The organism is Epilithonimonas zeae (assembly GCF_900141765.1).
Lineage (GTDB): Bacteria > Bacteroidota > Bacteroidia > Flavobacteriales > Weeksellaceae > Epilithonimonas > Epilithonimonas zeae.
The window spans coordinates 2084501-2106773 of record NZ_FSRK01000001.1 but is presented as its reverse complement, the minus strand read 5'-3'; the positions used below and the strand labels follow the sequence as shown (position 1 = coordinate 2106773).

Below are 22273 nucleotides of genomic sequence, written 5' to 3'. Positions count from 1 at the left end.
GCAAAATTACTTGTCAGGCATCAGGCTAAATTGGATAAATCGGTCGTTTTCGTTTTTATTTAAGATAATTGGTTTTACTCCTGCAAACTTTTTCACTTCCCTTATAAAATGAGATTGGTCAGCATAATCTAGTTGAGGGTAGAAATCCCCATTTTTTAGTTGTTTTAATGAGTTGGAGAAACGAATAATATTTAGATATGTTTTAAGCGTTACGCCTAACCATTTATGGAAATAACGGTTCATTTGTCTGCTACTCCAAAAAACATTTTCTTCAAGTTCTTTTACAGTAATTTCTCCTTTAGAAGCATGAATGAGTTTAAATAATTTCTTTTTTCTGTCGTCTATTTCTTTAGATAATAACGAAGAAATGATCTTAAAAGTTTTATGGTAAAATTGGTTGAAATCGTTCAGATCATCTCTTGAAAATCCCCAGTAATCTGTCGGAAATGTTTTCTTCATGTTATTTAAATCCGCAAAAGATTGTTTGAAAATATATTCGGCAGCGATGGGATAAAAGCTGATTGCAAACATTGTAGATTTGGGAAATGGAGGTTTAGTGATGGGAGCAGAACATAATCCGGAAACGAAAATTTCAAAATTTCCATTTTCATCGGCTAACAGAAATAAATCTATTTTTCCATCGGGAACTATAATTCCTTCTTTTTCTTCATCAGAATGGTTTTTTACCATCCAGATACTTTCCACAATATTTGTTAGTGGTTCATCGGGTTGAATACAGATATATTCTAATTTATTTATTGGGAAATACATTTTTAATCAGCATGCTAATTGATATATTCCAATCCCCATTGATAAAGATCATTAATGATAGGATCCAGTTTCTTTCCTTTAGCAGTTAAATTATATTCAACAGTTGGTGGAACAGTGGCAAAAGCTGTACGGGTTACAATGCCGTTTTCTTCCATATTCTTCAGTTCCTTGACAAGCATCCTTGTACTTATTCCGGGTATTATTCTTTCCAATTCTTTGAAACGTCTCTTTTCAGGGATCAGCGCATAAATAATTGACATCGACCATTTTCCTCCGATAATGTCCAGGATTTTCTGAAGCTCACATTTATTTTCCGGTTTTTCAATTTTTTCTTTGTTCATAAATAATTGATTGTCAATTAAAGTGACAGCGATGTCTATAGTATACAATCGTGTAACTACTTGCAAAAGTAAAGTAATGGAAATAGATTTGCAACTTAATCTTAAAATATGATCTATTATGTATGATTCTTTAAAAGGAAAAGTAGCACTGGTCACAGGTGGTACTAAAGGAATAGGCAAATCTATTGCTGACAAATTGGGTGCAAGCGGAGCGATAGTCGTAACAACTGCGCGTACAGAAGCAAAAGACCAATCTGATGACCACCATTTTATTGCCGCTGACCTTACCAAGGCTGATAGTGCGGAAAATATTGCCAAGGAGATATTGGAAAAGTATGGAAGAATAGACATTATTGTTAATAATGCCGGAGCCAATCTAGGTCCCGGAGGTGGTTTCAGCATATTAGAAGATGAGGATTGGTTCAAGGACTGGGAACTGAATTTTATGTCCGTTGTTCGTGTCAATAAAGCGCTATTACCCACCATGCTTCAGCAAAAAGAAGGGTCGATAATCAATATCTCCACAGGCGCTGCAAAGCAACCGATCTGGGACATGACGATGTCCTATTCATCTGCTAAGGCTGCCTTGAATGCTTACAGCAAAGCATTGGCTAATGAATTAGGATCCAAAGGAATCAGAGTGAACATTGTTTCTCCTGGTGTTGTCAGAACACCATTGATGAATGAGTTCGTAGAAAATATTGCTCAGAAGTCAGGATCGAGTTTTGAGGAAATTTTTCAAAGTATTATTGATACCGTTGGGGTTCCGTTAGGAAGAATGTCAGAACCTGAGGAGATAGCCAACACAGTTGCATTTCTTGCCTCTTCGGAAGCTCAATATATTACTGGAGCTAATATTTCTGTAGATGGTGGTGCAGCACCAACTGTGTGATTTAGGTTATTACAAATTATCAGCGATACCTTCGGGTTTATAGCATTTAACTTAGGGAAGCATTGATTAGACTACAATGTCAGATCAATGCTTTTTATTTATAGCCGCCAATAACTGAAGTGAAAAAATTGATTAATATATTCTTGCTTTGATTTGTTAGCCTTCTTTGAAAAAGGGTCAACTACTCTTTAAAATGATTATTACCTATGGCAAGTTTGCTGGTGGCTTGAATTTATGAGCTATCTTTATTACTGCATTAGCCACTAATTTTTCAGCACCAGTTTCATCATAATGTCAGTTTGCTCGTCGTTTCCTAATCTGAATATATGTTTGTCAAATGCTTTAAATCCATTTTTTTCATAGAAACGAATTGCTCTTGGGTTTTGTTCCCAAACACCCAGCCATACAAAATCTACATTGATGGCCTTAGCCAGTTCAATGGCTTTTTCATAAAGTATTTGCCCGACCGTTTTTCCATGAAACTCTCTCAATACGTAGATTCTTTCAATTTCAAGTGCTTTGTTACTTTTGATCTCAGTTTGTGAATCTCCGTAGTTGACTTTTAAGTAACCGATGATTTCATTTTCAGTCTCTGCAAAATAAAATTCTGAATTTTCATCTGATAGTTCGCCTTTGACTTTCTCTGTTGAGAATGCAGTTTCAAGATATGATTTCAAATTTTCTTCGCTGTTGTCCGAAGAAAATGTTTCGGAAAATGTAAGCTTTCCAATTTTTTGTAGGCTGATAAGATCTTTGTTTTCTGCTTTTCTTAGTTGTATATCCTGCATTTTGTCTGTTCTTATGATTTTCTGCAGACAAAACTCCCCATTCTTTATCAGTAATAATTTAACAAATGATAAAAAAATAGTACTATTTTATGTTAGCTCTGATTCGGCTTAAGCTCACTTGTGTGATCCCTAAATAAGAGGCAATATATCCTAGCTGAACTCTTTGTAATAAGTTGGGAAAGTTTTTTAGCAACAGTTCATACCGGTCTGCAGCATTTCCAAAATGTCTTGCCAGCAATCTGTCTTCTGCCCTTAAAAGCAAATTTTCCGCAAACTTGATTCCCCAATTGGCGATTTCTATGTTTTCACTGTATAACTTTCGCAGGTTTTGTGTATTGAGTTTGTAAACTGTACAATCTTCCAGCAGTTCAACACTCTCATAGCCATTCTCATTGGCAATATAACTTTTGAAAGAAATGATGGTATCTCCTTCTTTCCCAAAGGAAAATGTAGTTTCATCACCATCATTTTGAATATATGTTCTGGCGATTCCATTTTTGATAAAGTAAAAATTTTTTTCACTTTTATCCTGTTGGATGATCACATGATTTTTAGGAAAATTGAGTTCAGTGATGTGGCTTTTGAGTATCTGCTTAGAAGATTCTGACAAGGGATAGATTCTGTCAAGTATTTGTTCGATATCCATTACGATTATTAAGTGGATGTAGGTTTACCAATATTCAAAGATACAAATTTATGATGCCTTGTAATCTTCAGTTTGTGGATCTCCGATAAGCAGATCATTTTTAAACTGTTATGATTTCTTATAAGGCTAACAGATTTTCCATAGCAAATCTATTCCGTTGTCACTGCTGAAAAAAATCTTTTTGGGTATCCAGAATCAGAGATCCCGGAGCCTCCGCAAAAAGTTTTCAAGCTTTCATCAATCTGCTTTTTTATTGTTTTCAAGGAATTGATTGCCATTTTCCTTGTGCCTGCCTGAATGGATAATCCGCATAGAAAATCTTGTTATTAGTAGTTTACTTCTATTTAACATAATAAAAAACATTTAGAAATATTTTAAAGTTTGTTAAAATGTTACTAATTTAACAACGAAAAATTAACCAATGAAAAAACTCTGCATAAGTGTGGGAATCCTTGCAATTGGATTACTACATGCCCAAAAAGTAAGCTGGCAAAAAAATGTTGAATCAGGTAATCAGGATTTCCTATCTGGACTTGCAGTTACTCTAGACGGACAATACTTAGTTTCTGGTTCCTCCATCCAAAAGAATCAAAGTCCAGCAGGCAACAATCAAAACAAAGGCTACGATTATCATATTCTCAAATTAGATCAGCAAGGTCAAAAAGTCTGGGAAAAATATTTCTCAGGTAATCAGCACGACTATCTCAGTTCCACCGTTTCCACAAGGGAAGGTGGATTTTTACTAGCAGGAACTTCTTATTCTTCATTGGCATTGGATAAAAAAGATAAATCCAACGGTTCTTCTGATATCTGGATCATTAAGATTGATGAGAACGGTGAAGAAGAATGGCAGAAGACCATCGGAACCAGATACAGCGAAGAAGCCAGAAGTGTAACCCAGACAACAGACGAAGGTTATGTTGTTGCAGGGTCAACCAATCATCCCAAATTAGGATATGGATCTAAAGATGTTTTTGTAACAAAGCTGGATAAAACAGGAAAGATTATCAGCCAGCTTATTTTGGGCGGCAATGGTCTGGATGAAGTGGAAAAAGTGATTCCTACAAAAGATGGAGGTGTGTTGATGGGCATCTATTCCAGAAGCGGTATTTATGAAGGTCCATCAAAATCTAAAATCAATTCTAAAGATCTGAGTACATCATTAACACAAAACAGTAATTCTGAATCTTCCTCAAATAATCCGTCCAATAATGCTGAATCGAATTCAGATAAACAAAATTCAGAATCCTATGATGTTAATTTTTATGGCAAGACAGATAGGAATTATGGAGAAGGGGACTATTGGATTGTAAAGCTGGATAAGAATGGAGTCGTTCAGTGGGAGAAGAACTTCGGTGGAAGTGAAGATGATCATATCCGGACAATGGCATTAAGTGATTCAGGTTACATTATTGGAGGAGAAAGCAGATCACAAACATCCGGTAACAAGAGAGCGAAGCTGGAGGAAGGAACAGACCTGTGGGTACTTACATTGGATGAAGATGGGAATGAGCAGTGGCAGCAGTCTTATAACTTCAAAAATAGAGATGTTTTGATGTCCATAAACACCATCAAAGAAACAACAAGTAATAATCAGGAGACAACGAAAGGTTTTTTGATTGGAGGTTTTACACAGGCTGAGGGTAAAGTTCAAAGTAATGACGAGACATTCTGGATGTTATACATCGATAAGAATGGTAAAGAAGTCTGGAGAAAGTATGTAGAAGGCAAGGACAAAAAGAAAGAGGAGAGGCTAACAAGTGCAATACTGAACAGAGACGGCTCTTATATTTTGGCAGGGACGAGTGCAGAGGAAATGGGCAAGGAGAGTTGGAAAGTTGTGAAGCTGTTGGATGGGGATGTGGAGAATCTGATGGAGCAGAAGGATATCCAGATTTATCCGAATCCTGTAAAAGACTACTGTTATGTAGAAATCGGATTGGACTTTGACAGTGCAGATATCTATTTGTATGATATGGCTGGCAAGGTTATCCAGCAGCTACACACGAAGAACAAGGTAACGAAGGTAAACACTGCAAAATTACCACAGGGTGTTTACATCATCAAAGCTAATATCCCAACACAGCCAAACAAAAAACTAACTACTAAAATCGTGAAAGAGTAAAAATACTATGAAAACAAAAAATACTTATGTAAAGCTTTTCTCACTCTCAATATTTATATCTTTTACTTTATTTTATGGACAGGCGAATTATTCAAATTATTATTTTCCTGAGCCTCCCAAATCTCCGTCAAGTGAGATGTTTTTAAAATATGGAAATGTACAGAATAGTGAATATTCTGGTGCTAATAGCCCAAGTATAAATTTATTCAATTTGAAATCAGGACAGTTAAGTGTTCCTATAAACTTAAATTATATATCTGGGAATGGAATAAAAGTAACTGACGAAGCAGGATACGTAGGGTTGGGATGGTTAATATCTTTTCCAACAATTGTTCAAAGTATATATGGCTATGATGATTTTTCTAACGCTAAAAGATATCGACTGGATTTTGCAAAATCTACATTATCATATCCAAGTAATTTTCCGTTAGAGAATGGCCCAACCAATTTTAATCAATTCCCATCATTTGATACATATGGATACTTTATGGCAACTAATAATAATGTTCCTAGAAACGGAAGCTTTACAAGTCTCTATTCAGATTTTAATTATGTTGATATGCAACAGGATGTTTTCATTTTAAATCTCTTTGGTGAAAAAGTAGAATTTGTAATCTCAAATTTCGATAATTACACTTTTAATAATTATGATTCAATCTATTTTACATCATTAAATAAAAAAGGTTATAGTATAAAGAAAACCTCCGAAGGATTTACAATAAAAGATTCAAAAGGTTTTATTTACAGATTTAATGATATAGAAGATATTGGGCAATATACTAACGGAAGTCTCATAAAAGCTAATGGAAGAAATTTTTTATTAAGTGAAATTAAAGATATAAATAATAATATAATCTCATTTACTTATAATAGTACAGATATAGTCACAAATCAATATTCAAATTCTTGGTTTTTAAATTATACAACTAATCTTAATCAAAATTACTGTAATCAAGGAACTTCGGGAGATTTAGAAGCTTTTGCTGTTAATGATCCAGCTCCAGTTCCTAATCCAAATAGATTTGGAGGATTAAATACTTTTTCTAATAATAGTATTAGTAATGCAACTTCGCAACAGAGATATTTGTACCCAACATCTATCACGGGAAATAATGGAAAATTGATATTGACTTATTCTGATAGAACTGATTTCGCAACAAAAAAATTAGACAAAATCACTTTATTAACTAATAATAATATCATAATTGATGAATGCCAATTTAATTATGATTATTTTCTTCCGCAAACAGTTGATGCAACTAACCTTATTAATAATTCCTATAACCAGGAAAGGAACAAAAGACTTAAGCTAATATCTTTACAAAAGAAAAACGAAGAAAAATATATTTTCTCATACAATGAGACCTTATTACCTCCAAAGTATTCTTTTGCAACGGATTATTGGGGCTACTCGAATGGAGGATTTAATAATAAAACAGCTCATTTAAATCCGAGTGATTTCAATTATAGTATTTCTATTCCTATTACTGAAATAAATAATAATAAGAAAAATTCTGATCTCAATTATACTAAAAGTGCTATTTTGGAAAAGATACAATATCCTACTAAGGGTTATTCAAAATTTATTTATGAGCTCAATGAGGCATCTAATTTATTTTATCAGTTTAATAATTATAAATATAATAAAGGGAATGGACTAAGATTATCGGAACAAAAGAATTTTGATATTAATAACAATCCATTAGGTAGTATTCGTTTTGAATATGAGGGAGGACTTACCCCTAATCCTATTCATAATATAAGACAGGATAAAGCCGAAGAATTTGTGGCAATTGGTGATTGTGCCGGCCGGCCGGTAGTAAAAACATTACAAGCCCAGTTTGTAGCAATGTACTCGAGTTCAATTAATAATACTTTTTCTTTATCATCGGGAAGTGGAGTTGGCTATCAAAAAGTTATAAAAAGAGAAGTAGATATTAATAATAATGTAAAAGGTAAGACGGAAACCACTTACTCTAACAATGAAGACATTCATTATAGTACATCAAGCTACACTAGACCAATTTTTTTACCTTCAGTAAAAGGTAATAAACTTGAAAATGGTACAATATTGAATATTAGTACTTTTGATAATTTTATTAAAATACGAGAAGAGAAATACAGTTATTCGTTACAAAATTCACAATTTTTTTATGGTGTCACAATGATTCACCCAATGTTTAACTATTATAAACTAAATTCATTTGGACAGAACGGAGATCCTGCTTATTTTACACTTTACAGATCGGCAATCGGTTATTACCCTATTTATTCAACAGAAACAATTTTAAAAGATAAAGAGACCATAGAATATATAAACGGAGATTCTTTATCTACAAAAACAGACTACACTTATGATAATTATAATTTAATTAGTAGTAAAACAACAAATTATCCGACCACTGAGAAGGTAATTGAAGGATATAAATACTCACATCAAAATTCAAGGTTTTACAATGCTAATATTCTTTCCACTATTGTTGAAAAAAGTATTACTAAAGTGCCGAGGCTAGTGTTTAAGCAAGTTGATCAATATAATGATTCTAACCACTTTAATCCTACATCAAGTTTATTTGAAAGTTTAATCTCAGGATCTGCTGGAAATGATGATGTCACATATGATAGATATGACTCTAACGGTAATTTGTTGCAGTATACTAAAAAAGGTGTTACAGCAACAATTATATGGGGCTATAACAAGACTCAGCCAATTGCATTTGTAGAGGGAGCAACTTATCCAGATCCAAACAATACTAAATCAACAGATGTTCCTCAGAGTTTGATCACTACTATTGTTGATGCTTCAAATATTGATGCATCAAAGGCTTCGGGTACAGATGAGACTGAATTATTAACAGCCCTAGATAATTTTAGAAAAGATCCTTTAACAGCAAATTTCAAAATTACCACATATACTTATGACCCTTTGATTGGAGTAAGAAGTATTACATCTGCTGCGGGATTGAAAGAATTTTATAAATACGATACCAATACAAATAAACTGGAAAAAATATTTGATCAAAAAAATAATATAGTAAAAGAGTATAGATATAAATATGCTCCAATCATTTATTATAATTCGACGAAAAGTCAATCTTTTATCAGAAATAATTGTGGCTCTAGTTATATTGGTGGTAGTTATATATATACAGTTCCTGAAAATAAATATTCCTCTTATGATAGTCAAGCAGCAGCAGACCAACAAGCTCAGGCAGAAGTAAATAACTTCGGACAGAGCACTGCAAATATATATGGATCTTGTACATATATCAATTGCAGTATATCTATGATGAATAATATTACCGGAGGAGGTAGTGTTTCTGTCGTGAATACAGACTATCGGGTTCAGTTAAGTTTTTCATCCGGTGTTGGAAGACCATGGACCACCGATGGAGTAATTGTTGGAAAAATAAATGGATCTTGTATTCCTTCTACTCCAATAACTAAAACTTCTTACAATGGCGGTTTTATATGGAGCATATCAGTTAAAGCCAACGGTGAGCTTCTTGTAAAAAAATTAGAAGGTTTAGGTGTAAGTGGTGTTCCTAATAATACAACTTACAATATTGAGATCAGCTATCCTTTAAATTAAATAATGCTATACCAAATAATAATAATGAGAATAATTATATTAATAATAATAACAATTGGTATCCAAAATCTTAAGGGTCAGAATAAAGATTTTAACTATTATTATGATAACCAACCAAAGTCGCCGACTAGTTATATTTTCGAAAAATTTGGATCTGTTCAGAACTCGGAGTATACGGGTTCAAATAATCCATCTATTCCATTAATAAATATTAAGGATGGAGATATAGATATTCCTATAAATTTACAATATATTGCAGGAAACGGTGTTAGGGCAAGAGATGAGGCGTCAAATGTAGGGTTGGGATGGGTGATAGGATTACCAACAATTTCACAGACCATATTGGGAGGCTATGATGATTTAAATTCATATTACAAGTTAAAACTGAGTTTTATGTATGATAGTACCCCACCATCTCAGAGAAATCCTATAAAGTTATGCGAAAATGATATTCCTATAAATTTACAATCTGTAGGTAGAGATAAGTTTACTTATTTCAAAACCATAAAAAATATGCTTCCTGTTGATGGTAAGATGAAGATGTTTAATTCTGATTTCAGCGAATATGATACTTCGCCCGATCTATTTGTTTGCAACTTATTTGGAGAGAAAATTTATTTTGTAACATCTAATTTTCAGACTGTTAGTCAGATGCCATATACTTTTTCGCCAACTTTTAAAAGTCTGAATAAAAAAGGATATTTAATTTCGTACGATAATCAGAATAAATTTAAGATTATTGATCCAAAAGGTATCGAATACTATTTTAGTAAATTCACAGAATATGGATTATCAACGAGTTTTAGCGGAAGAGATTTTTATCTGACCTCAATTACTGACAAAAACAATAATCTTGTGAACTTTAGCTATGATGAAAATACAGATGTTGTGAATATTCCCACATATACACAAAGCTTGAATTACACTAGTTATCTATCTTCAACAACTTCCTATGATTTTGAGTTAGCTGACGGGTATTTGAGTGGACCAATAGCTAGTTGCCATTACAGGGTTTATAAACATGATTATTTTAAATTTAGTCCAGTGCCATTTACCGCTCCCTATTATGGTAATGCCCTAAGCCAACCATTTACTGTTCCTAACTCATCAAATACTAACTTATATCAATCGAAAATTTTAAATCTAAAGCAAATCGAAGGCAATTTTGGAAAACTGGTTTTTAGTAATTCTTCTCGGGTTGATTATCCATCTTCTAAGAAGTTGGATGAAATGACATTGACTTTTAAAAATAATATAGTCAAAAACATTAAGTTTGACTATAGTTATTTTGATTCAAAAGGTAGTATTACAGTAAAGGATAGAGCTCAACTCCTAGGGGTTGGTTTTGATTATAATAATATTACAAATGATCAGCTTTCAAAAAGATTGAAACTTAACTCTATACTAATCAATAATTCTGATTCCTACAATTTTGTTTACGATGAAACTTTTTTAGTAAACAAAGATTCATTTGCGGTTGATTACTGGGGTAATTTCAATGGTCAAACATCCAATAATACTTTATTTGCAAAACCTACAGACTTTAATGTCAATGTTCCTATCAACAATGACTATAATAATAATGTTAAAACCAGTAGCTTAGTAAATGCCAAGTCAGGAGTTCTAACCAAAATCATTTATCCTACCAAAGGCTATAGTACTTATGAATATGAATTGAATTCAGCGGATAATCTTTTTGAAAACACTTCTTCAATTACCCAAGGGCAGGGTCTCAGACTAAAAAAACAATCTACTTATGGTAACGATGCTTCATTATTGGGCTCTACAGTGTTTGATTACGAAGGGGGCAAATCAATTAACCCGTTAGATTTATTCAAAGATTACCGATATATGACTGCTTCGACCCTTGTACTGTTGCAAGGGATTTTTAACGTATATTCATATCAAATAAAATCTACTTTAGCCAATTCCGATAATAATGTATCGCCTTTATCATCTGGTAATATTTTAGGATATTCCAAGGTGACAAAGAGAGAAGTTGACGAAAATGGTAGCACAAAGGGTAAAATAGTTACTACTTATTTTAATAACGAAGATATCAGAAAAGAATTAATGGATGACAATATTCCTGTATTTATACCTACTATAAAGAATAATAATTTCCAAGATAATGGCACTGTCAAAGAAGTGGAATATTATACAGGTGATGATGTTTTAATAAAAAAAGACTCCCTAATTTATGAGAATGTATTCCCTGATAATTATGAATTTTATGGTAGTTCTTTAGCTCTAAATCACAATATTTTTTATAATGTTTATGGTGATAACAGTACGGGTTATTATTTAGCTCCTACCCCGATAAGTTCTTTTAGTTATTTTCCGTTGTACTATAAAGAGAGCAGATTATTATCTAAGAAGACCACAGAATATATACAGAATAAAGAGCTTACAAGTACTACAAATTATACTTATAATAATCTTAATCTATTAAGTTTAAAATCCACCAGTATGATATCTGGGGATAATATTTCAGAGGGTTATGTATATACTTCAGATATTGCCAATTTATATAACAATAATATTCTATCAATACCATATCAAACTATTATTACTAAAAATGGCAAATTTATCTCCAGACAATCTACCTCATACGAAAATTCACAAAACTTCAAGCCAACATCTATTTTAGACTACAATATCTTAAATAATAGTTTTCAAAATAAAGTTGTGTTTGAAAAGTATGATTTTAAGGGTAATCTTCTTCAATACAGAACAAAAGAGGGAGTTTCAAATATAATCATATGGGGGTATAGTGATACACAGCCAATAGCTAAGGTTGTTGGTGGTACATATCCGGATCCTAACAGTAATAATCCATTGCCTACAGATGTCCCTCAAGACTTAATTGACAGTATTGTTAATGCGTCTACTGATGATGGTACGCAAGTGCCTGGAAATGATGAGTCATCATTATTGAGTATTCTTGATAATTTCAGAAAAGATCCGCGCAACGCCAATTTTCAGATTACTACTTATACCTATGACCCTTTGATAGGAGTGAGAAGTATAACCCCGCCAAGCGGTGTAAGGGAAGTTTATCTCTATGATAATCAAGGAAGATTAAAAGAAATCAGAGAGCGAGATAAAAACGGAAATATTATTAAGGAGTTTAATTATAATTATGCACCAAGGAAATTTTATAATTCAAGAAGAGAGCAGTCGTTTACGAGGAACAACTGTGGTTCTAATTCGGTCGGAGGCAGCTATACGTATGTAGTTCCGGCTAATACATATTCATCTTATGAAAGCCAGGGACATGCCGATGCACTAGCTCAAGCCGATATTAATGCCAATGGTCAGAATGCAGCTAATATCTATGGAACTTGTAGTACCGTCATAGATTGTGGCTTTATACAAAACTCTATAATCCCAAGTGGTAATGTTTTGACTAAATCGATAAAGATGAATGAAAATAATGTGGACTTTCAGTTAACATTTTCCCCTCAGAATATCAATGTTAATTGGTCAAATTTCACACTAATAGGAAGAATTCCAAATCCAACCTGTAGACCTTTAACCGAAATTAATAGAGTCTACTCTTTAGCGGGAAAATCGTGGGATATTATCTGTAAAACAGATGGGGATGTCTTAATAAAATTAACCTCGGGTACGGTTAATCCTAGTACATTTATTCCCCCTATTACAATTATATTTAATTATACAAAATAACTATAACTATGAAAAAGCTAAACATATTAATAGGGTTAATACTTTATTGCCATTTTTATTGTCAGGTGGTTTTGCCATCAGGAGTATCTGATAAAGAGAATTATACATACAGCAGACAGTATCTCGACGAAACAACAACAAGTAGTACTTCTGTTAAACAGACTCAAGGGATTACTTATTTTGACGGATTGGGTCGTCCAAAGCAGACGATATCGATTAAAGGTAATCCTCAGGGGAATGATGTTGCTACTCACATCGAATATGACGGCTTTGGGAGACAGGTTAGGGATTACCTTCCGGTACCCCAGACCTTTTCTGCTAATGGTAGTATTTTTACTGCGCCATTGGATAATGCTAGCAACCCCGCCGTGTATGGCTCGGAGAAGATTTACTCAGAGAAAGTTTTGGAGAATTCCCCATTGGACAGGATAGAGCAGCAGATCCAGCCTGGAAATGACTGGCAGAGCCATCCTGTCAATTATGCTTATCAGACGAATAGCAGCGTTGATGTCCTAAAGTTTTCAACGACGACTTCAACTTCCGGAGGAGCATTTTACACAAGTGCTTTAAGTGTGAATGGTTTTTATGCAGCTTCCACACTTTACAGGAATAAAGTATCAGATGAGGATGGAAATACGACCTATGAATTTAAGAATGGGGAAGGACAGGTGCTAATGGTCAGAAAAGTGATTGGGGGATTAAGTGTTGCCGAACCAGCGGATATGGGAGCTTTAGCAGCACCGCAGCCGGCCGGACAGAATGTTGACACATATTATGTATACAATGAGTATAATCAGCTGGCATTTGTAATCTCACCATTGGCATCGGCTGATTTTCGAGCCAACTCAGTTCAGACGATCATCAACCCGGGTGATGGTAATAATGCCATCGTTACCAATCTCTGCTATCAGTATAATTATGATGGTCAGAACAGGTTGGTGGAGAAGAAGCTCCCAGGTAAAGGATGGGAGTATATGGTTTATGATAAAGCTGACCGTTTGATAATGACTCAGGACTCCGAGATGAGAAAACCTGAGAACGGAGCCAAATGGTTGATCACCAAATACGACAAATTCGGGAGAGTTATCTGTACCGGCTTTCATCCTTATGGCAACAGGGCTCAAGCTCAGGATCTGATAAAGGATATGGTCATCACCGAGGAAAGGAATGATACCGGATACACAAAGAATGGTCTGCAGATCTATTACAGCCGGAACTATTTCTATGACATGGAGTCCTACCTTTCCGTCAATTATTACGATACATATCCGTCAGGGACACCTTATCCTATCAATAATAAAATCCAGAATGAACAAATACTTTTGGCAGCTTATGACGGCTTAGGACGATCGACCAAATCCCTTCCGCTAGCAACAATGGTGAAGAATATCAATGATGATAAGTGGACGAAGAACTACAGCTACTACGATGACAGGGGCAGGGTGATTGGGACTACCAGTATCAATCATCTGAACGGAAAAACAAGGGTTGAGATGAAGCTTGATTTTGCAGGTGTGGTAACCCATTCCGAGACCTGGCATAATAAGAAGACTGGAGAGCAGCCTATTCATATTATAGAGGACTTTGTGTATGACCACCAGAACCGTCTCAAAAAACACTACCACGAAGTGGAAGGAAAATCGCCAAAAGAATTACTGGCAGACAATACTTATGACGCGTTGGGCAGACTTGACACTAAAAAAGTAGGCGCAAGGTCTGATGCTAATTTTACAGAAGTCCTGCCACCGTTGCAAACCATCAAGTACAGCTACAACATCAGAGGCTGGATGACGGGAATCAATCTGACTAATGACGGGAAGCTGGATACGGGGAAATTGTTTTCATATAAGCTCAAGTATAATGATCCTGCCAATACCACGATTAAAAAGTACAACGGGAATATCTCTGAGGTTGACTGGACCTATGGTGCAAACAATTATCAGCGTTACGAATATACGTATGATGACCTGAACAGACTGAGAAAAGGCAACTACAAAACCTTCAATGAAACAACAACAACCGATTCCAAGTTTTTTAATGAAGAGCTGACGTACGACATCAACGGGAACATCAAAAGCCTTAAGCGTAATGCGAGACCAAAAACAGGGACAGCTTTTAATCCGGTTGATAACCTGAAATATTATTACGAAAATAATGAGTTAAGCAACAGGCTTCAGAAGATCACCGATAATGAAGGAGGCGTTGCCAATTCGAGCGGGTATCCCGGAGGTGGCGGCATCAACACCTATGACAGTAATGGTAATATGCTGACAATGCCGGACAGAGGAATTACGCAGAATATCACTTACAACTACCTTAACCTTCCTCAGGTTATTGTTAAGAACAATCAGCCTGTGACCTACACTTACAGGGCGGATGGTGTTAAGGTTCACAAGAACTTTGAGGTGAATGGTTTCAATATTGAAACGTGGTATCTGGATGGCTTTGTCTATACGACACCTTATTCACCAGATATAATAATGGCACTTCAGGAAACACCGGCTGCGGAAGAGATGTCTGTGGCAGGTCAGAGAGAAGCATTTGAACTGGCGGATAAGGTAATCGTGGATCCGGGAGGACCAGTTGAGATGGTTGAAACAAAACCCAACTTTTTTGCCACGGCGGAAGGGTTTTACGATTTTGATAATTTTAGGTATATTTACCAGTACAAGGATCATTTGGGCAATACCCGCCAGAATTTTGGGAGGGATGCCAACAATGATCTATTTATGGAGGACAGGAATGACTACTATCCGTTTGGGTTGAACTTTATCAATCCTGTTGGCAGTGTGTCATCAGTTTTCAACCCGAGTGCAACTTACAGAAACTACAAGTACAACGGGAAGGAGTTGCAAGAGACGGGGATGTATGATTACGGCGCGAGGATGTATATGGCTGATATTGGAAGATGGGGAGTGGTCGATCCGTTGGCGGAAACTTCAAGACGTTGGTCTACCTATACCTATGCTTACAATAATCCGATAATGTTTATAGACCCTGATGGGATGCAGAATGAGGGTTGGATTCCTCAATTAATCGATGGAAAACAAACTGTTACTTATGATCCAAATGTTAACACAACTCAAGAGGCTATTGCTTCTGGCAAATATGAACACCTTAACGGTGGTGTAAGTGTGACAGGCGAGATTAATAACGTAAATCCTCTTACTGGAGAATCATCTTTGGCATATTCATTAAATGCAGATGGTTCTGTAACTGATGCAAATGGTGGCTCTGTAGCTGGAGATTTTACAACACCAGGAGGAATTGCCGTAAGCGGAACTACAGGAGGCGGTTGGTTTAGTTCTATTAAGGATTTCTTTACAAGTAAGAGTGATAATTTTCCTCAATTAGATGGAGGAAGTTTTCAACCAGGAAATAATCAGTTTTTTAGGAGAGGAAAAGACACTTCGTCAAGTACGGGAGGATATTTTGCAGGAATGCTCAATAGTTTAGCTTTTGGTAAATTAGATTTAAATATGTCGTTTGCGGATAAATTATTAGGGGCAGAAGTAAACGCAGCTGGTTTTGCTTCACTCTTTGGTGGTTCATCAACTACAAAAGCACTAGACAGCCTTGTTCCAATAACATTCCCAATTGGGTCAAAACTAGAAAATGGATATTTTAGGTCGCAAGATACTACGATGATGATGAAGATACCTACAAATATTGATGCTGGCTACAGCAGTCATTTTTATAACAATAATAATCCGTTTGCAAGAACGAAAATAGATAGTATTAAAAACTCTTGGAAAAAATAATATGAAAAAAATAATTACGTTTTTTTGTTTTCTTTCACTTCTATCCTGTACGAAAGAGAATTATATAGAAACAAAAAAAGAGGGAGATTTGGTTCAAAAAATCACATATTCTAAGGGGATTGTTACAAACTCTAAAACATATAATTCAGGAAAATTAGAAACAGAGTTTATATATGTGAATGGCACAATCAATAAAGTTTATCAATATTATCCTTCTAAAAAAGTACATTCGTTTTCATATCTATTAAAAAAACCAAATCATTTTTTCACAAAAATTTACTTTGAAAATGGGAAAACTGTGAGTGAAGGAGAAGGAGATTACTTTATGAATAAAAAAATTTTTTTAAGACGTGGAGGATGGATATTTTATAATAAAAGCGGAACGGCTTATTCTATTTTAGAATTTGTAAATGATGGAGAAAAAGAATATCTGCAGCAAGAAACTATTTATGATACATTAAAAAAGAAAATAATAAAGGATGTAAAATATGAGAATCCAATATTGGTAAAATGAAAAAAATAATCTATTCCCCGCTGTTGCTACAGTCTCACTCATATCTATACAATCCAAACCTAACATTTTGCTCCAGCAGAGGACTATTATAGATTACCGGAACAATCAGTACAAATTCCAGGAACAAGAGCTTCAAGAGACTGGTTTTTACTCGTTTAAGTGGAGGAATTATATGCCGGATGTGGGAAGGTTTTTTAATGTAGACCCGCTTTCTGAAAAATATGCATATCAGTCGCATTATAACTTCTCTGAAAATAAAGTTGTATCACATAGAGAGTTGGAAGGACTTGAGGCTATACCAGCAGGCAACTTTAATAAAAACCAAACATCATTAGTTGTACTTGGATTAGGAAGAGCTAATGGAAGAGCAGGAGACGGTGTTGGTGATGGAACAAATACTTTATATTCTAATTTACCCAAAAGCCTTCAAACAGATGGAGCTTTATCAAGTCTTCAAAATAGTCTAGGCAGTAATATTGCTGTAGCTGCTTATACTGGAACAGATAGTGGATTAGCTTCTACTCATATGGTTGAAACTATATCGAATTATAGAAGCGTTAATCCTGATGGAAATGTCATAATGATTGGACATAGCGCAGGAGGGAAAGATATTTTAAATGCTGCCAATTCTACATCAGAATCAATAAATTTAGTTTTCACTATGGAGCCTGTTTCTGTAGATGCGGGAGGAGGAACCGCATACAGCTCTGACCCTTATTCTGTAACTTTGGGAAGTAATGTTCAAAATATGATTAACTTAAGTGCTGAAAATAATATGTTTACTGGTGGTGGTGGATTAAGGTCAAGTAATGACCAGAAATCATATTCAGGTCAATTGAAAGGAACTTCACACGTTAATATAGATGATTCTGTAACTCCATATTTAAAGCCATTGATACAAAGAACTAATCAAGGCGTAAATCCAGTCGATTGGTTCAAAAAAGCAAATTTTAATAATTTTCAGGTTAAACCTAATGTCAGAACAGGAAACGAAGAGAATAAAGGAACAGGATCAGGTTCATAAATAAATCAATATGAAAAAGAAATATATAATTATAATTATAGCGCTTCTGGTAGTGATAGGATTTTTAAATATTAAAATTGCTTATAATTTTTCCCCTGCATATCCTTTATATCAATTTATTTTAGATGTATTTAAATCAGAATCTATAAGTTTTGATATTAGTAATTATCCAAATAATTTTTTCATTATAGATATGGAAATAGTGTTATCTATAATGATATTCATTCTTTCGATTTTTATTAGAAACTTCAAATATGTATTATATTCTTCAATACTTTTATTAAGTGTTTGGCTTAAGAATATGATTTTATTCAAAGGCATTATCGAAGTTGATATATATTTAAATTCATCAACATTATTTTTAGTCAGTCTAGTAATATTGAATATTTTGAACATTAATTACACTAGAAAATCCGCTATTTAATAGGGTTTTGTTATCATATTAGTATAGTTAATAACCTATTTTTTTGGAAGTATAAGAATTACAAGTATAACGGTAAGGAACTTCAGGAGACTGGAATGTATGATTACGGAGCGAGGATGTATATGGCGGATATCGGAAGATGGGGCGTGGTGGATCCGCTGGCGGAAAAGATGACCCGTCATAGCCCTTATAATTATGCGTTCAATAATCCACTTAGATTTATTGATCCGGATGGAAGGCAAGGTACAGACTGGATAAAAACGATAGATCCTAAAACTAGCCAAACTACTATGACGTATGATCCAAATGTAAAAACTGTAGCTCAAGCAAAAGAGGCGGGTTATGAAAATGTTGATAGTGTGGGAGCAACAGGTACAATAAAAGTAGATGGTAACATTACACATACTTTGAACGAGAATGGTTCTGTAACACAAGTAGCAGATAAAAGTACATCATACGGCAGTTCTAACATTAGTGGAATTGAAGTTAATGCATTAGAAACGCCTATAAGTGGTATGGCTTCGCAAGTTTCTTTAAATTGGGCTTTTGGAGGCGGATTAAATTTAGCATTTGGATTTGTTAAAGATTCATACGGAGATTCTTCTTTTTATTATTCAATCGGGGGTAATCTAGGTCTAGGAGCAGGCCTAAGTCTTGATTTTATTCCAATAACAGCAACTAATCCTGATAGGAATTTTCACGTAAGTGATTATGAAGGTTATGGGAATTCATATAATTTAGGCGTTGGTCCAGTTTCAGGATCTTATGGTGGATCTACTAATGAACGTAATTTAACCCGTTCACAAAATTTCAACTACAATAAATGGGGTCAGAACGTTAATGGATATACAACAAAAGGAGGAGGTTATGGTATTGGAGTTGAAGCCGGAGCTATGTGGACAAGATCTAAAACTACTTTAATTGGGAGATAATGGAAAATTCTAAAAAAATATTTTATTTTGGTATTCTAGTAACTGTATTGATTTTTGCATCTATTCAAATCTATTTTCATTTGTTTCCATCTAATGATGAAAATGATTTACTATTTAAAAAAGTTAGAAGCAAAACGATAAGATCTATTATTCAGAGAAAATCAATAGATTATTCTAATCACGGAGCAACATATATTATATATGGAAATGACAGTTTACCCACACATACAGGTTGGAATGAGAAAATTCAAATTGGAGATTCTATTATAAAAGCGAAAGGAGCATTAAAACTTATAATAAAGAATAATTGGAAGATAGACACTTTAGATTATGAATCCAATGTAGATGAAGTCTTGTCTACTAATTTTTAAACCTTTTGGGCAGGTCTCTTTATATGACCCGATGGCGATACCTTACAAGTACAACGGGAAAGAACTGCAGGAGACAAGAATGTATGATTACGGAGCAAGGATGTATATGGGTAATGTTCCAAAGTTAGTGACGGATATGGTTTTTAATATTAAATTACTGATAATCAATTAAAATAATAATTTATAAATTTAAAAATGAGAGTAGGATAAACCTACTGTCATTTATTTTTGGAGAAAAAACAGATTGCAAATGATTGAGAGTCATTATAGATGTACTAGAGTTAGTGATATGATAAAATTATAATATACACTTACCGTGCAGATGGTGTTCACAAGAAGTTTTGAGGTCAACAGTCAGAATATTGAAACCTGATATCTGGATGGCTTTGTTTATACTACACCCTATAATCAGGATATTGAGATTGCCCTACGAGAAAAGCCTGCAGCAGAAGAGATGTCAGCGGCAGGACAGAGAGAGTCGTTTGAATTGGAGGATAAGGTAATTGTGGATCCAAGTGGATCCATTGAGATGGTTGAAACAAAGCCCAACTTTTTTGCCACGGCGGAAGGGTTTTATGATTTTGGATAATTTAGGTATATTTACCAGTACAAGGATCATTTGGGCAATACCCGACAGAATTTTGGGAGGGATGCCAACAATGATCTGTTTATGGAGGACAGGAACGACTACTATCCGTTTGGGTTGAACTTTATCAATCCTGTTGGCAGTGTGTCTTCGGTTTTCAACCCGAGTGCCACGTACAGGAATTACAAGTACAACGGTAAGGAGCTGCAAGAAACTGGTATGTATGATTATGGCGCAAGGATGTATATGGCTGACGTAGGGCGTTGGTTCAATGTTGACCCATTGACGGAAATGGATAGAAGATGGAGCCCTTATCGATATGCTTATGATAATCCTATTAGGTTTATTGATTCTGATGGAAGATTAGAAGGGGATTTTATAAATGAGAAGGGAGAATATCTTGGCAATGATGGAATAAACGATGGTAAGGTTTATGTTGTAAAAACAACAAAATCAAGTTTTGACTCTGGTGCTCCTTCAGCAGGCATTTCAAATAGTGATAGAAGAGCTACAGAAAGTTTTATTACAAGTAATTCAGGAAATACTTCTGCTTTTGCATCTAATGGTATAGCATACAATAATAGCGTTGAAATTGCTGGAAGTGCAGATACTCGCCAAGGAATGGTAGATATTGTTAATCAAGACGATGGAAGAGGAGGAACTTCGGATGCAAATAATAGAGAGTATGGAGGTCGTATTAAAAATGATGGAACTGTTGTAGAATCTCCAGCAGGACCTGTACGAGACCCTGCAACTGATCCAAATGCTAATATTTCTATTACTACATATGGGAATCAATCTAAATTTCATTCGCATCCTAGTGGAAGTAAAACAGAATCAACGGCAGGAGGTAATAATAATTTCGGATCTTCTACAACTTTAGGGGGAACAACTACGACGAGTAGTTGGGGAAATGCGCCATCTAATGTGGGAGGAGATATTCAAAATAGTGGAACAGCGACTAATTATGTTTTTTCTAGATCAAATGGAACGGTATATATTTACAATAATACTGGAGTAATGGCAACAGTTCCTCAAAGATATTTCGTTACCCCTAAAACAAGATAAAATGAAAAAAATAATATTTTTAATTATATGCTTTCTATTTTGTTCTTCAATATTTAAGGCTCAAATTTTAGAAGATGAATATAAAATTTTAAGAGATTTAGTAATAGTAAATAATGCTAATGATTTTTTTGATTTTTATAACAAAGAGTTGAGTAAAGATATTCAGACTGAAAACTGGAAAACATATTCAAAACAGCTTTCTAATAAAATCAATAATTTATATTTACTTGATGAGAATAACAAAAATCTTAGAGTAAATAATACTTCTAAAATAACATTTAAAGAAATTGATATTTATAACAAAAAAAATATAAACCTCTTAAAAAAAGGAATAAATGCTTGGAAAGTTATTCAGATATTGGAGGGAAATAGGATAATTATTAAAATTATAGATTTTATAATAAACTACGAAAATAAAAACTATCAATTTACAAATGTTGGAGGGTCAACGACAATTTATGAATACTCTTGTGAAGAAAAAAAATGGAAAATGAAAGGTAAGTAGGTAATGTCTTATTACGACATACAAAAACTACAAGTACAACGGCAAGGAGTTGCAGGAGACCGGGATGTATGATTATGGTGCGAGAATGTATATGGCGGATATTGGGAGATGGGGTGTAATAGATGATTTAAGTGAACTACAATTTCCTTATAGTCCTTATTCCTATGCTTATAATAATCCTATTTTCTTTAATGACCCAACAGGAATGATTGGTGAAGGCTTTGGAGGTGGAGATGACCCGAA

Annotated in this window: 16 protein-coding genes and 2 pseudogenes; 14 read left to right on the top strand and 4 right to left on the bottom strand. The window is 34.3% G+C overall.

Annotated elements, in window-relative coordinates:
- Positions 1–6: 6 nt before the first annotated feature.
- Both BUR19_RS09630 and BUR19_RS09625 read right to left on the bottom strand, forming a co-directional pair.
- Complete coding sequence (locus BUR19_RS09630; RefSeq protein ID WP_074235124.1) at positions 7–771, bottom strand: helix-turn-helix domain-containing protein; 765 nt, start codon at positions 769–771, stop codon at positions 7–9.
- Between the two features lie 14 nt (positions 772–785).
- Positions 786–1112 carry a winged helix-turn-helix transcriptional regulator gene (locus BUR19_RS09625; RefSeq protein WP_074235628.1) on the bottom strand — a complete coding sequence of 109 codons (327 nt, stop codon included), beginning with the start codon at positions 1110–1112 and terminating at the stop codon, positions 786–788.
- Positions 1113–1230: 118 nt separating this feature from the next.
- Between BUR19_RS09625 and BUR19_RS09620 the strand changes: the two genes are divergently transcribed.
- A complete protein-coding gene (locus BUR19_RS09620; protein ID WP_074235123.1) occupies positions 1231–2004 on the top strand; it encodes an SDR family oxidoreductase in 774 nt (257 codons plus the stop codon).
- Positions 2005–2267: 263 nt separating this feature from the next.
- On the opposite strand, the gene BUR19_RS09615 is transcribed toward BUR19_RS09620, so the two are convergent.
- Positions 2268–2792: a GNAT family N-acetyltransferase gene (locus tag BUR19_RS09615; RefSeq protein WP_074235122.1), complete on the bottom strand. Its 525-nt coding sequence runs from the start codon at positions 2790–2792 to the stop codon at positions 2268–2270.
- A gap of 82 nt (positions 2793–2874) precedes the next feature.
- Entirely contained in the window at positions 2875–3438 is a 564-nt protein-coding gene (locus BUR19_RS09610; protein WP_074235121.1) for a Crp/Fnr family transcriptional regulator, read from the bottom strand.
- Positions 3439–3859: 421 nt separating this feature from the next.
- Here BUR19_RS09610 and BUR19_RS09605 point away from each other — a divergent pair, with 421 nt between their 5' ends.
- The 13 genes and pseudogenes from BUR19_RS09605 to BUR19_RS19305 all read left to right on the top strand — a co-directional run.
- On the top strand, positions 3860–5563 hold the full coding sequence (locus tag BUR19_RS09605; RefSeq protein ID WP_074235120.1) for a T9SS type A sorting domain-containing protein: 1704 nt from the start codon (positions 3860–3862) through the stop codon (positions 5561–5563).
- 7 nt (positions 5564–5570) lie between these two features.
- The gene (locus tag BUR19_RS09600; protein WP_139297302.1) at positions 5571–9155 is read left to right on the top strand and encodes a DUF5977 domain-containing protein; all 3585 of its coding nucleotides are present in this window, start codon (positions 5571–5573) and stop codon (positions 9153–9155) included.
- Between the two features lie 24 nt (positions 9156–9179).
- Complete coding sequence (locus BUR19_RS09595; RefSeq protein ID WP_074235118.1) at positions 9180–12845, top strand: DUF5977 domain-containing protein; 3666 nt, start codon at positions 9180–9182, stop codon at positions 12843–12845.
- A gap of 8 nt (positions 12846–12853) precedes the next feature.
- Positions 12854–16606, top strand: coding sequence for a DUF6443 domain-containing protein (locus tag BUR19_RS09590; RefSeq protein ID WP_083600723.1), 3753 nt, complete (start codon positions 12854–12856; stop codon positions 16604–16606).
- A 1-nt stretch (position 16607) separates the two neighbouring features.
- Positions 16608–17120 carry a hypothetical protein gene (locus BUR19_RS09585; protein WP_074235116.1) on the top strand — a complete coding sequence of 171 codons (513 nt, stop codon included), beginning with the start codon at positions 16608–16610 and terminating at the stop codon, positions 17118–17120.
- 67 nt (positions 17121–17187) lie between these two features.
- The gene (locus BUR19_RS09580; RefSeq protein WP_074235115.1) at positions 17188–18144 is read left to right on the top strand and encodes an RHS repeat-associated core domain-containing protein; all 957 of its coding nucleotides are present in this window, start codon (positions 17188–17190) and stop codon (positions 18142–18144) included.
- Positions 18145–18154: 10 nt separating this feature from the next.
- A complete protein-coding gene (locus BUR19_RS18810; RefSeq protein ID WP_139297301.1) occupies positions 18155–18568 on the top strand; it encodes a hypothetical protein in 414 nt (137 codons plus the stop codon).
- Between the two features lie 59 nt (positions 18569–18627).
- Positions 18628–18813 (top strand): annotated as a pseudogene (locus tag BUR19_RS19270) (RHS repeat-associated core domain-containing protein); the annotation flags it as partial.
- A gap of 686 nt (positions 18814–19499) precedes the next feature.
- Positions 19500–19871, top strand: a complete 372-nt coding sequence (locus BUR19_RS09565) for a hypothetical protein (protein ID WP_074235113.1) — start codon at positions 19500–19502, stop codon at positions 19869–19871.
- A complete protein-coding gene (locus BUR19_RS09560) occupies positions 19846–20043 on the top strand; it encodes a hypothetical protein (protein WP_074235112.1) in 198 nt (65 codons plus the stop codon). Before BUR19_RS09565 ends, BUR19_RS09560 begins: the two co-directional genes overlap by 26 nt.
- Positions 20044–20541: 498 nt before the next feature.
- Complete coding sequence (locus BUR19_RS09555; protein ID WP_074235111.1) at positions 20542–21525, top strand: RHS repeat-associated core domain-containing protein; 984 nt, start codon at positions 20542–20544, stop codon at positions 21523–21525.
- Position 21526: 1 nt separating this feature from the next.
- Positions 21527–22030, top strand: coding sequence for a hypothetical protein (locus BUR19_RS09550; protein ID WP_074235110.1), 504 nt, complete (start codon positions 21527–21529; stop codon positions 22028–22030).
- A 28-nt stretch (positions 22031–22058) separates the two neighbouring features.
- A pseudogene (locus BUR19_RS19305) lies at positions 22059–22244 on the top strand (RHS repeat-associated core domain-containing protein); the annotation flags it as partial.
- Positions 22245–22273 lie beyond the last annotated feature (29 nt).

Bases quoted from the DNA above. Each gene is read 5' to 3' on its own strand.
- BUR19_RS09630 (WP_074235124.1), bottom strand. From the start codon at position 771: ATGTATTTCCCAATAAATAAATTAGAATATATCTGTATTCAACCCGAT.
- BUR19_RS09625 (WP_074235628.1), bottom strand. From the start codon at position 1,112: ATGAACAAAGAAAAAATTGAAAAACCGGAAAATAAATGTGAGCTTCAG.
- BUR19_RS09620 (WP_074235123.1), top strand. From the start codon at position 1,231: ATGTATGATTCTTTAAAAGGAAAAGTAGCACTGGTCACAGGTGGTACT.
- BUR19_RS09615 (WP_074235122.1), bottom strand. From the start codon at position 2,792: ATGCAGGATATACAACTAAGAAAAGCAGAAAACAAAGATCTTATCAGC.
- BUR19_RS09610 (WP_074235121.1), bottom strand. From the start codon at position 3,438: ATGGATATCGAACAAATACTTGACAGAATCTATCCCTTGTCAGAATCT.
- BUR19_RS09605 (WP_074235120.1), top strand. From the start codon at position 3,860: ATGAAAAAACTCTGCATAAGTGTGGGAATCCTTGCAATTGGATTACTA.
- BUR19_RS09600 (WP_139297302.1), top strand. From the start codon at position 5,571: ATGAAAACAAAAAATACTTATGTAAAGCTTTTCTCACTCTCAATATTT.
- BUR19_RS09595 (WP_074235118.1), top strand. From the start codon at position 9,180: ATGAGAATAATTATATTAATAATAATAACAATTGGTATCCAAAATCTT.
- BUR19_RS09590 (WP_083600723.1), top strand. From the start codon at position 12,854: ATGAAAAAGCTAAACATATTAATAGGGTTAATACTTTATTGCCATTTT.
- BUR19_RS09585 (WP_074235116.1), top strand. From the start codon at position 16,608: ATGAAAAAAATAATTACGTTTTTTTGTTTTCTTTCACTTCTATCCTGT.
- BUR19_RS18810 (WP_139297301.1), top strand. From the start codon at position 18,155: ATGAAAAAGAAATATATAATTATAATTATAGCGCTTCTGGTAGTGATA.
- BUR19_RS09565 (WP_074235113.1), top strand. From the start codon at position 19,500: ATGGAAAATTCTAAAAAAATATTTTATTTTGGTATTCTAGTAACTGTA.
- BUR19_RS09560 (WP_074235112.1), top strand. From the start codon at position 19,846: ATGAAGTCTTGTCTACTAATTTTTAAACCTTTTGGGCAGGTCTCTTTA.
- BUR19_RS09555 (WP_074235111.1), top strand. From the start codon at position 20,542: ATGGAGGACAGGAACGACTACTATCCGTTTGGGTTGAACTTTATCAAT.
- BUR19_RS09550 (WP_074235110.1), top strand. From the start codon at position 21,527: ATGAAAAAAATAATATTTTTAATTATATGCTTTCTATTTTGTTCTTCA.